Annotated in this window: 12 protein-coding genes; 5 read left to right on the forward strand and 7 right to left on the reverse strand. The window is 74.9% G+C overall.

Annotated elements, in window-relative coordinates; translation table 11 throughout:
* Nucleotides 1–167 precede the first annotated feature (167 nt).
* On the forward strand, nt 168–710 hold the full coding sequence (locus ABZ885_RS29120; protein ID WP_360194858.1) for a gamma carbonic anhydrase family protein: 543 nt from the start codon (nt 168–170) through the stop codon (nt 708–710).
* 63 nt (nt 711–773) lie between these two features.
* On the opposite strand, the gene ABZ885_RS29125 is transcribed toward ABZ885_RS29120, so the two are convergent.
* Nucleotides 774–2,048, reverse strand: coding sequence for a serine hydrolase domain-containing protein (locus ABZ885_RS29125; RefSeq protein WP_360194861.1), 1,275 nt, complete (start codon nt 2,046–2,048; stop codon nt 774–776).
* A 395-nt stretch (nt 2,049–2,443) separates the two neighbouring features.
* On the opposite strand from ABZ885_RS29125, the gene ABZ885_RS29130 reads away from it, so the two are divergent.
* The 4 genes from ABZ885_RS29130 to ABZ885_RS29145 all read left to right on the forward strand — a co-directional run bounded on the left by ABZ885_RS29130 (nt 2,444) and on the right by ABZ885_RS29145 (nt 4,258).
* A complete protein-coding gene (locus ABZ885_RS29130) occupies nt 2,444–2,680 on the forward strand; it encodes a DUF2277 domain-containing protein (RefSeq protein WP_360194864.1) in 237 nt (78 codons plus the stop codon).
* A gap of 36 nt (nt 2,681–2,716) precedes the next feature.
* Complete coding sequence (locus ABZ885_RS29135) at nt 2,717–2,953, forward strand: DUF6296 family protein (RefSeq protein ID WP_360194866.1); 237 nt, start codon at nt 2,717–2,719, stop codon at nt 2,951–2,953.
* A gap of 68 nt (nt 2,954–3,021) precedes the next feature.
* On the forward strand, nt 3,022–3,306 hold the full coding sequence (locus ABZ885_RS29140) for a DUF427 domain-containing protein (protein ID WP_360194869.1): 285 nt from the start codon (nt 3,022–3,024) through the stop codon (nt 3,304–3,306).
* Nucleotides 3,307–3,376: 70 nt separating this feature from the next.
* Nucleotides 3,377–4,258 carry a hypothetical protein gene (locus tag ABZ885_RS29145; protein ID WP_360194871.1) on the forward strand — a complete coding sequence of 294 codons (882 nt, stop codon included), beginning with the start codon at nt 3,377–3,379 and terminating at the stop codon, nt 4,256–4,258.
* A gap of 67 nt (nt 4,259–4,325) precedes the next feature.
* On the opposite strand, the gene ABZ885_RS29150 is transcribed toward ABZ885_RS29145, so the two are convergent.
* The 6 genes from ABZ885_RS29150 to ABZ885_RS29175 all read right to left on the reverse strand — a co-directional run bounded on the left by ABZ885_RS29150 (nt 4,326) and on the right by ABZ885_RS29175 (nt 9,746).
* Entirely contained in the window at nt 4,326–4,610 is a 285-nt protein-coding gene (locus ABZ885_RS29150) for a hypothetical protein (RefSeq protein ID WP_360194889.1), read from the reverse strand.
* 181 nt (nt 4,611–4,791) lie between these two features.
* Nucleotides 4,792–4,953, reverse strand: coding sequence for a hypothetical protein (locus ABZ885_RS29155; RefSeq protein ID WP_360194874.1), 162 nt, complete (start codon nt 4,951–4,953; stop codon nt 4,792–4,794).
* 201 nt (nt 4,954–5,154) lie between these two features.
* A complete protein-coding gene (locus ABZ885_RS29160; protein ID WP_360194877.1) occupies nt 5,155–6,378 on the reverse strand; it encodes a GyrI-like domain-containing protein in 1,224 nt (407 codons plus the stop codon).
* A gap of 107 nt (nt 6,379–6,485) precedes the next feature.
* Complete coding sequence (locus ABZ885_RS29165) at nt 6,486–7,700, reverse strand: cytochrome P450 (protein WP_360194880.1); 1,215 nt, start codon at nt 7,698–7,700, stop codon at nt 6,486–6,488.
* Nucleotides 7,701–7,776: 76 nt separating this feature from the next.
* The gene (locus ABZ885_RS29170) at nt 7,777–7,986 is read right to left on the reverse strand and encodes a ferredoxin (protein WP_360194883.1); all 210 of its coding nucleotides are present in this window, start codon (nt 7,984–7,986) and stop codon (nt 7,777–7,779) included.
* Nucleotides 7,987–8,204: 218 nt separating this feature from the next.
* A complete protein-coding gene (locus ABZ885_RS29175) occupies nt 8,205–9,746 on the reverse strand; it encodes an ATP-dependent DNA ligase (protein ID WP_360194886.1) in 1,542 nt (513 codons plus the stop codon).
* Nucleotides 9,747–10,108: the final 362 nt, after the last annotated feature.

Consider the following 10,108-nt stretch of genomic DNA (forward strand, 5'->3'; position numbering starts at 1 on the left):
CGACCCGTTCGACCAGCACGTCCACCTGGTCGACCCGGACGGCGGCCCGGCCGAGCGGCTCAGCTCCGGCCCCGGCCTGCACACCGCACTCGCCCGGACGGCCGGCCGGCCCCGGGGTGCCATCATGTCCGGCACACGATGAGCCGACGTCACCAGGAGGACGCGCCATGGCAGAGCCGTTGATCGCCGCCGTCGGGGGCCGGGTGCCCGCCGTCGACCCGACCGCCTTCGTCGCCCCCACCGCGGTGGTGATCGGGTCGGTGACGGTCGCCGCCGGGGCGAGCGTCTGGTACGGCGCGGTGATCCGCGGCGACGCCGAGGCGATCACGGTCGGCGCGGGCACCAACATCCAGGACAACTGCACCCTGCACGCCGACCCGGGCTTCCCGCTGGTGATCGGCGAGCGGATCTCGGTCGGGCACAACGCCGTGCTGCACGGCTGCACGGTCGAGGACGACGTCCTGGTGGGGATGAACTCCACCGTGCTGAACGGCGCCCGGATCGGCACCGGTTCGCTGGTCGCGGCGGGCGCGGTGGTGCCGCAGGGCATGGTGGTGCCGCCCGGCTCGCTGGTGGCCGGCGTGCCGGCGAAGGTCCGGCGCGAGCTGACGGAGGAGGAGCGGGCCGGGATCAGGTCCAACGGCGAGGGCTACCGCCTGCTGGCCGACGCCCACCGCGGGATCGAGCCGGTCGGCCGCCCCGCGCAGTAGCCCCGCCGCACGTGGGGCGCGCCTCCGCCGGAGATCCGACGGAGGCGCGCCCCCGGTCCGGCGCTACTTCACCGCGGGGATGAAGAAGACGTTGTTCGGCGTCAGGACGCTGGTGATCGCCTGCCCGAACAGGGTGGTCGGTTCGAGGCCGTCCGTGAGGATGTCGGTGTTGAGCAGCACCACGAGGGTGGCGTCCAGCTCCGGGTTGTAGAGCACGAGGCTCTCGTACCCGGGCAGCGAGCCGTTGTGGCCGATCCACCCCTGGACGTCGAAGATCCCGAGCCCGTAGCCCGCGCCGGGAAGGCCGGTGGGCAGGTACTTGGTGCGCTGCGCCTGGGTCTCGGGCGAGAGCAGGGTGCCGGTCGCGAGGTCCTTGGCCCAGTGCTTCAGGTCGGTCAGGTCGGAGATCATCGCACCGGCGGCCCAGCCCCAGCTCGGGTTCCAGTCCGTGGCGTCCGCCGTCGCGCCGGTCAGGGTCTGGTTGGTGTAGCCGTGTGCGTGCGGCGACGGGAACTCGGCGCCCTTGGGGAAGAGGGTGTTGCGCAGGCAGCTCGGCTCCGTCACCCGGTCGTGGATGAACTCGGCGAGGGGAACGCCGCTCACCTTCTCGACCAGCAGGCCGAGCAGGATGTAATTGCTGTTGTTGTACTGGAACTTCGTCCCCGGCGGGTCGACGTTGGGGTGCTTGTACCCGTACGCGAGCAGCTCCTCGGGGGTGAAGGGCCGGGTGGGGTCCGTCTCCACCGCCTTGACGAAGTCCGGGTCCGAGGAGTAAGGGAACAGGCCGCTGCGCATCTCGGCGAGGTTGCGCACGGTGATCTTGTCGCCGTCGGGGACGCCGCTCACGTACTTCGAGATGGGGTCGTCGAGCCCGACCAGTCCGTCGTCGACCAGCTCGAGCATCGCGGTGGCGGTGAAGGTCTTGGTGACGCTGCCGATCCGCATGAAGAGGTCGTCGGTCATCGGGGCGCCGGTCTTCTTGTCGGCGACGCCGAACGACCGGACGTACTGCCCCTGCCCCCCCACCCACAGCCCGACGGTCACACCGGGGACACCGGTCTTGGTGATCGCCTGCTGGATGGCCGCGTCGAGCTTGGCCACGAGCTCGGGGCTCAGCTCGGCGGACTGCTCGTCGGCGTCGGCACTGCTGCCGGAGGCGCGGCGGTCGTCGTCACGGTGGCGGTCACCGTGGGCGTAGTCGTGGCCGTGGTGGTGCCCGTGGCCGTGGTGGTGTCCGTGGTGGCCGCGGTGGTGTCCGTGTCCGTGGGCGGCGGCCAGATCCGGTGCCGCCGCGTTCGCCGGCGTCGCTCCCACCGATATCAGGCCCGAGAGGGCCATGGCGGCCACCGCCATCCCTCGGTACGCTCGCGGGCTCCGTCGGCGGGTCAGCGATCGGGTCATCTCTGGTGTCCTCGTTCCGGGTTGGGGTCCAGCTCTTGGTGCGATCGTCGGCCGCGGATCCCGCCGCGACGACTCTGACGAGCTGTCCGGGTGACGGGGCATCGGGCCGCCCCGACCGCGGCCGACCCCGCCCCCGGGCCGTTTCCGGCGGCCGGTCCCGGCGAGGTTCACCCGTGCGAGTGCGGGCCCTTCGGCGGTGGCCGGCGCGGGCGGAGGGGATTTGTTCGCCCGGGATCCCAATCCGGCCGGATCTCGCCCCCGCGGGGCATCCGGGCCGGGGCGGCCACCGGACGGAGCTCGCCAGCCGGGCTCCCGCGCGCGAGACTGGGGTCATGTGCCGCAGTATCAAGACGTTGAGACCGCCCGTGACGCCCGACGCCTCCGAGGAGGACTACCGCGCCGCCGCACTGCAGTACGTGCGGAAGGTGTCGGGGTTCAGGGCTCCGGCGGCGCACAACCGGGAGGCCTTCGACCGGGCAGTGGACGCCGTCACCGAGGCGACCGCCAGGCTGCTCGCCGAGCTGGAGGTGCGCGGCGCGCCGGCCCGTACCGTGGACGCCACCGCCTGACCGGCGGTACCCACCGGCAGGAACAGGAGGTCGGCGATGAGCCCCGCGGACCGTTACGCACTCACCTTCCCGGGCACGCCCGGCACCCAGGCCCCGCAGGACGTCGTCGTGGTCGCCCGGACCAGTGCGACCGGTCCCGGCGGTCACCCCGTCTACGAGGACGCCAGCGGCATCGTCCGGGCCGAGATCAGCGACGCCGGCGAGGTGCGGATGCTCGCCAGCGGCGGCCACCAGTCCCCGCACTTCCCGGTGCACGCCGAGCCGCTTCCCTGAGGCGTGTCCGGGCCCGGCGGGGCGGGGGTGCACTCCCGTGGCGCGCCGCCGTCCGGCAGAATCACGGCATGACCACAGCGCGCTGGCAGGGCACGGTCATCGCCGAGAGCGATGACACCACCGTCGTCGAGGGCAACCACTACTTCCCGGCCGAGTCCGTCCGCAGCGAGTACCTGCGGCCGTCCGCCACCACCACGGTCTGCGGCTGGAAGGGCACCGCCGAGTACTACACGATCGACGTCGGCGGGGCCACCAACCCCGACGCGGCCTGGTACTACGCCGAACCCAAGCCCGGGGCGGCGCACGTCCGCGGCCGGATCGCCTTCTGGCGCGGGGTGGAGATCAGCGAGTAGGGGCTGTCCGGCGGTGCCGGGAACGGCGGCGCGGCGCGTACCGCCGGGCCTCGCCGGGTACCGGCAGAACATGGCAATCTTCAGGAGGCCGGGGCACTCCGGGCAGCCGGAGCCGACCCCCGAGCACATCGCCGAAGAACTGGCCGGGCTGGTCGAGGAGCTGGAGCCCTCGGTCCCCGGCGCGGCCGAGGGCGGTCCTGCCGAGGACCTCACCCTGTACCGGGCCGAGCGCGGCCGCCGCCGCGGCTCGGCGCTGGTCGCCGCGGTCGCGCGGGTGCTCGGCGCCCGCAGCCGGTCCGCGGCCCGGGGCGTCGCGTACGGCGGCCGGGCCATGGCCGACCAGCTGCTGCAGGCGGCGCCGCGCATCCCGGTCCGCGACCTCGCCACCCTGCGGGCCCAGCACCCCACCGCCGCGACCCCGGACCAGCTGGCCGACCTGCTGATCACCGGTGCCACCCGCGCCTCCGCCGCACTCGGCGCCGGCGTCGGGGCGGCGGCGATGCTGCCCGTCCCGCCCGCCATGCCGGTGGAGATCGCCGCCGAGACGCTCGCCGTGGCGGCCGTCGAGATCAAGCTGATCGCCGAGCTGCACGAGACCTACGGGGTCCCCGCCCGGGGCACCGCCACCCAGCGCGCCTCCGCCTACGTCGGTGCCTGGGCCAACCGCCGCGGCATCGATGCCACCCTGCTGGTGAAGCCGGCCGGGTTCGCCGCCATGGCGCTCGGCGCCGAGGTCCGCCAGCAGGCCCGCAAGCGGCTCACCCGCAGCACGCTGCGCCGCCTGCCCTCACTGACCCCGCTGCTGGTCGGCGCGGGCATCGGCGCGACCATCAACCGCCGGGACACCCGCAAGCTGGGCCGCAGGGTCCGCGCAGACCTGCGCCGCCGCCCGGTGGACGGCGGCTACTGGTCCGCCGCGGCCCCGGTCCTGCGCGGCGAGACCGGCCGCTGACGGGCCGGCCCCGCACGGACCGGGGCCAGGAGACGGCCGGGGCCCGGTGGCGGGGCGGTGGCCCAGGTCAGGCGCCCGGCGCCGACGGGGCACCGGCACCGCGGCCGGCCTTGACCGCGTTGACCATGGCCTGGTGGATCGCCCGGGCGGTGATCTCGTCCGCCGCCTGGACCGGGCTCCCGGCCACCGTGTACCAGTCCAGTGCCCCGGTGTACTGCACGGTCAACCGGGCCTCACCGTCCACCCAGGTGGTGTGCACGGTGAGGTCCCCGGAGATCGGCCCCACCTCGGCGGTGGTCACCCCGCCGGGGCCGCTGATGATCGACTGGGTGGTCCAGGTGGCCCACGACATCCGCGGATCCACGGGCGGCCCGCCGCTTCCGCCGCCCTGCGCCGCCGCTGCGCCCTGCTGCTGCTCGCTCATGCGCTCATCCTCCCCCGCCGGTCCGCCGCCGATGCGGCAGCGACACCAGCGGTCGCGGAGGCCGCCCGGTCAGCGGGCGGCCTCGTGGCAACTCGTTCGTCGCGGCCGGTCAGCTGTCGGCCTGGGGTTCGTCCAGCGCATCGCCCTCCGCCTGCGAGGTGTCCTGCGCGTGCAGGTTCTGCATCGAGGTGATGCCCTCCTCGGGGTCGGCGGCGCGGACGTCCTCCTCGCGGTCGACGCTCACCTCGGACCGTGCACTCATGTCGGTCATCGCGGGCTCCGTCTCCTCAGCCGGCCGGCGCACACCGGGGCGCACCGCAGGACGGGCGGCGCCGGGGCGGCCGCCGGACCGGGTCTTCGTCTCGCCCTTCCAGCCTGCCTCCGCACCCGCGCCGGGGCCAACCGCGGGGCTGTCCGCGCCCTCCCCCGGATCCCGCCGGGCCGCGACCGGACCCGGGAGACGGGCGGGTCGCTAGCCGAGCCGTTCCACCGGCTGGCGCAGGACCGTGCGCAGTTTCTCGGGGGCGGTCCGGCGCGGGTCGGCGAGGTAGATCTCGTGGTGCAGGCCGGACGGCCGCAGGCCGTTGGCGGCGAGGTAGGTGTGGTGGAGTTCGTGCAGGACGGCGGTCTCGTCGTCGTACGAGCCGGTGTGCAGGACCTGGGCGCTGGGCCCCTCGTGCAGGGTCAGCGGGCGGACCAGGGAGATCGCGGGCAGCTTCTTCCTGGCCAGCGCCGTCCGCGCGGCCTCCTCGATCATGTCCTTGGTGACCCAGGAGGGCATGCTGATCAGCATGGTCCAGTTCCAGGTGTCCTTGGCGCGGGCCGTGAAGGCGTCCGGCCGGTCGGACCACCAGAGGCCCTCCAGCGGCGCCACGACGAAGTCGCCGCCCGCCGTCTGCCTGGCGGCGGACTTGAGCGTGTAGGCGACGGCGTAGAGCGCCCCGACCGCCTCGGTGTACGCGGGCGCGGTGTTCGGGTTCCCGCTGCCGTCGACGGCGATGAACTGCTGCTCCGGAACGTCGGTCAGGGCCCATGCGGTGTTCCTCGGAGCGTAGAACTGCTTCTGCTCGCGCTTGACGTCGTACGGTGCCACGGCGGTGTCTCCTCCTGGGTTTCCCGGTTCGGCCGGTCGTGCGGGTACGGGTCCTTCGGGAACGTGCGCACCGCCCAGCGAGGCGCGGTACCGGGACAGCCAGGACTGTTCGGCGGACAGCTGGCCGAGGCTGTGGTCGAAGATCGCGCGGACGAACTCCGGGGCGTGCCGCTCGTCCGCCGCGGCCCGGCGGACGTGCTCGATCTGCGCGGCTAGCGCCCCGGCCCGTCGGTCGAGGGCCGCGATCAGCCGCTCGGGGTCGACGGCCGGCTGGTTGGCGAGCCCGACCAGGAGGCGGGGGAAGACCGGCCGGAGTTCCGCGATCGCCTCCTCGGCGGCGACGGAACAGGCCCGCCGCCCCTCCGCCGTCGCGGTGTACACCTTGCGCGCCTTGGCGCCTCCCGGGCGGGACGCGTCGGTCTGGGTGATCAGGCCGCGCTCGCGGAGCTTCGTCAGCAGGTAGTAGATCGAGCTGAACCCGATCTCCGTCCACTCGCGCATGCCGCGCTCGGCGATCACCGCTTCCAACTCGTAGCCGTGTCGGGGCTGTTCCACCAGCAGGCCGAGCAGGGTCAGCTCGGCCGCGGTCAGGCCTGGGGTCATGCGCCTATTCTAGTGCTGGAATAGGCGGGCGCGGGCGGCCGGGGCCGATCCGTGCCGACCGGCCCCGGCCCACCCCCTGCCACTTGCGCGTACCGTCCGGCCCGGCTTCACCAGGCGACCGGCAGCTCCCGCAGTCCGGTGATGAGGGAGTCCGGGCGGACGGCCGGCTCGGCGTCCGGGGAGGCGAGCCGGAGGCCGGGCAGCCGGCGGAACAACGTGGCGAGGGCGATCTGCAGCTCGGCGCGGGCGAGCGGCTGGCCCAGGCACTGGTGGACGCCGAAGCCGAAGGCGACGTGCCGCCGGGCGTCCCGGTCCACGTCCAGCTCGTCGGCGGGACGGCCGCCCGGGGCGCGGAACAGCTCCTCGTCCCGGTTGGCGGTGGAGAGCATGGCGATCACCCCCTCGCCGGCCCGGATCAGGGTGCCGCCCAGCTCGACGTCCTCCAGGGCGACCCGGGGCAGCCCGGTGTGGACGATGGTGAGGAGGCGCAGCAGCTCCTCCACCGCGCCGGGGACGGCCGCCGGATCGGCGAGCCGGGCGGCCTGCTCCGGGTGGCGGAGCAGCAGCAGGGTGGAGAGCGCGATCATGTTGGCGGTGGTCTCGTGGCCGGCGACGAGCAGCAGCAGGCCGGTGGAGGCGATCTCCCGGAGGCTGAGGTCCTCGCGGGCGACCAGCCGGCTGAGGATGTCGTCGCCGGGCCGGTGCCGCTTCTGCGCGGCGAGGCCGCCGAGGTAGTCGAGCAGTTCCTGCTGCGCCCGGCCGACCTGCGCCTCGTCGGCCGTGGTGCTGATCAGCACCCGGCTGAGGTCCTGGAACAGCTGCCGGTCCTCGTAGGGGACGCCGAGCAGCAGGCAGATCACCAGCGAGGGCACCGGCAGGGCGTACCGGGCGACCAGGTCGGCGGGGGAGCCGGCGGCGGCCATCCGGTCGACCGCCTCGTCGACGATCTGCTGGATCCCGGGCCGCATCGCCTCCACCCGCTTGACCAGGAAGTCGCCGGTGACCATGCGGCGCAGCCGGGCGTGTTCGGGGTCGTCGAGCCGCAGGAAGCTGGGATTGGCCGCGATGAGCTCGCGCCGGCCGGGGATGAGGACGGGGAACTCGGGCCGCCGGGCGTCCGCGCTGAACCGGCGGTCGGAGAGCACCGTGCGGACCTCGGGGTAGCCGGTCACCAGCCAGCAGGAGGAGCCGTCCAGCAGTCCGGCGCGGGTGACGCTGGCCGCCCGGGCGGCCTCGGTGTAGGCGGGCGGCGGGGCGAAGGGGCAGCCGCTGTCGTGGGGCGCGGGCAGCAGCGGGGCGGGGGCGGTGGGCGTGCTCGTCAAGGTGGGGTCTCCTTGCGTGGCAAGTGGCAACTGGCGACTGGCGGGCGGCACGTGGCGCCTGGCGCGCGAGCGCGGGCTACGCGCCGGTGCCGTCCTCGGTGACGGTGATCGCCCCGCCCGGGCAGAGCTCGGAGGCGAGTCGCACGTCGGCGTACTGCGCCGGTGCCAGGACGGTCAGACGGAGTCTCACCAGGCCGTCGTGGTCGTCCTGTTCGAAGACCTCCGGCACGGTCGTGACGCACTGGCCGGAGCTGCAGCAGCGGTCCTGGTCGATGCTCACCTGCATGTACGGACACCTCTCACTGGTGTGGCACCGGATCACCCGGGCCGGCCGCCCCCCGCTGTCCTTGTCAACCTAACCGCCGCTCTGTCGCACACGAAGGGTGCGTCGCCGCACTCGCGCAAATTGGCCGATTCCACGTCGAACGTGAATACCGGTGAAAAGTGACATGTTTGAGGAAACGTCAGGTGACGGCCCGGCCCGGCCGGTTGCGGGCGGATTCCTCAGAGGCCCTCGGCGGCCGCGATCCCGCGGACGGTGGCGACGGTGTCCGCCTCGGCCGCGGCCTTGTCGGGGCGGTAGCGGAGCACGCGGGCGAAGCGGAGGGCCAGGCCGGCTGGGTAGCGGGGGCTGCGCTGGACGCCGTCGAAGGCGATCTCCACGACCAGTTCCGGCCGTACCCGCACGGTGTAGGCGTCCCGGTCGACCTCGCGGGCGAGGAGTTCGGCGGTCTGCCAGGCGAGTGTCTCGTCGGTCAGGCCCTTGAACGTCTTGCCGAGCATCACCCAGGGGCCGAGCCCGGGTTCGCCGGCCGCCCGGGCGCCGAGGTGGAGGTTGCTGAGGAAGCCGCGGCGGCGGCCGCTGCCCCACTCGGCGGCCAGCACCACGAGGTCCAGGGTGTGCCGGGGCTTGACCTTGATCCACCCGGCGCCGCGCCGGCCGGCCGCGTAGACCGCCGCCGGGTCCTTGGCCAGGACGCCCTCGTGGCCCAGCGCCAGGGTGTCCCGGAAGAAGGCGTGCGCCTGCTTCGCGTCCGCGGCCTCGGTGCGCGCCACCCGCAGGCCGGCGGGCACCGCCTCGGCCAGCGCGGCCCAGCGTTCCCGGCCCGGCCGGTCCACCAGGTCCGCGCCGTCGCGGTGCAGCAGGTCGAAGAAGTAGGCGTTGAGCGGCACTTCGGCGCGCAGCCGGGCCGGGTCCTGGCGGGAGGCGGTCCGGGCGGCGGTCTCCTGGAACGGGCGCGGGCGGCCGTCCGGGCCGAGCGCGATCGCCTCGCCGTCCAGCACCGCCGAGCGCAGCGGCAGGGCGAGCGCGGCCTCGGCCACCTCGGGCACCCGGGCGGTGATGTCGTCCAGGCTCCGGGTGAACACGGCGACGTCCCGGCCGTCCCGGTGCACCTGGACCCGGATCCCGTCGAGCTTCCACTCCAGCGCGGCCGGGCCGATCCGGTCCAGAGCGGCGGCGACGTCCGGCGCGGAGGCGGCCAGCATCGGCCGGACCGGGCGGCCGACCTCCAGCCCGAACGCGTCCAGGGCCGGCACGCCCCCGGTCAGCGCCGCCTCGGCGACCGCACGGGCCGAGCCGCGGAACATCAGCGCCCGCCGCACCGCTGCGGCCGGCACGCCGGTGGCCTGGGCGACGGCGTCCGCCACCACCGCGTCCAGGGCGCCCTGCCGCAGCTCGCCGACCAGCACCGCGCGCAGGAAGGCCTGCTCGACGTCGGTGGCCCGCTCGAACAGCGCGGTCAGCAGCCGCCGGCGCTCGGCCTGCGCGCCGCCGCCGTGCACCTCGGCGATGGCCTCCAGTGCCCGCTCGGCCTCCCGGACCCCGAGCGACGGCTCGGCGGCGGGCGGTGGCAGGGCGCGCAGTGCGGCCGGGCCGATGCCGGTCCGCAACCGGTGCGACTCGCCGGAGAGCAGCGCCACCGCCGCGGGCGCCTCGGCGGGGCCGAGCACGCGCAGGCAGTCGGCCAGCAGCGTGATCTTGGCCCGGCGGCCGGGCTCGCCCGCCACGGCGCGGGAGGTCTCGGCCAGGTGACGGAGCAGCATGCGGGGGCTCCTCGGGGGAGTGCGGCCCGGGCGGGCGGGAGCCTCCGGGTGCGTCGGGCAACGCCCGCCGGTCGCGCGGCGCCGGGAGTTGCCGGACCCACCCAGCATCGGCGACCGGGCACGCCCCGGGGAGCAGGACACGCCTGTCGCGGCGGCCGCGCCGACGGGCGCCGATCCGTAGCGAACCGGAGCATGGACTTGTCCGCGGTGTCCAGCCACAGCGGGCCGACGGACCGTCATGCTGGCGCGGTACCGCGTGCGGCGCACCGCCGCGCGCCGACCGTGGTCCCGCCACCCCTGGAGGCCGAGATGACTCCCCGCAGCACCGCCGCCGGCACCGAGGCCGCTGCCACCGGCGCCGC

This window comes from Kitasatospora sp. NPDC047058 (genome assembly GCF_040643935.1).
In the GTDB taxonomy this organism is placed as follows: Bacteria; Actinomycetota; Actinomycetes; order Streptomycetales; family Streptomycetaceae; genus Kitasatospora.

Coding starts and splice junctions, on each gene's coding strand:
- ABZ885_RS29130 (WP_360194864.1), top strand. CDS start 2,444: ATGTGCCGCAGTATCAAGACGTTGAGACCGCCCGTGACGCCCGACGCC.
- ABZ885_RS29170 (WP_360194883.1), bottom strand. CDS start 7,986: ATGCAGGTGAGCATCGACCAGGACCGCTGCTGCAGCTCCGGCCAGTGC.
- ABZ885_RS29125 (WP_360194861.1), bottom strand. CDS start 2,048: ATGGCCCTCTCGGGCCTGATATCGGTGGGAGCGACGCCGGCGAACGCG.
- ABZ885_RS29155 (WP_360194874.1), bottom strand. CDS start 4,953: ATGACCGACATGAGTGCACGGTCCGAGGTGAGCGTCGACCGCGAGGAG.
- ABZ885_RS29150 (WP_360194889.1), bottom strand. CDS start 4,610: ATGTCGTGGGCCACCTGGACCACCCAGTCGATCATCAGCGGCCCCGGC.
- ABZ885_RS29175 (WP_360194886.1), bottom strand. CDS start 9,746: ATGCTGCTCCGTCACCTGGCCGAGACCTCCCGCGCCGTGGCGGGCGAG.
- ABZ885_RS29135 (WP_360194866.1), top strand. CDS start 2,717: ATGAGCCCCGCGGACCGTTACGCACTCACCTTCCCGGGCACGCCCGGC.
- ABZ885_RS29145 (WP_360194871.1), top strand. CDS start 3,377: ATGGCAATCTTCAGGAGGCCGGGGCACTCCGGGCAGCCGGAGCCGACC.
- ABZ885_RS29160 (WP_360194877.1), bottom strand. CDS start 6,378: ATGACCCCAGGCCTGACCGCGGCCGAGCTGACCCTGCTCGGCCTGCTG.
- ABZ885_RS29120 (WP_360194858.1), top strand. CDS start 168: ATGGCAGAGCCGTTGATCGCCGCCGTCGGGGGCCGGGTGCCCGCCGTC.
- ABZ885_RS29140 (WP_360194869.1), top strand. CDS start 3,022: ATGACCACAGCGCGCTGGCAGGGCACGGTCATCGCCGAGAGCGATGAC.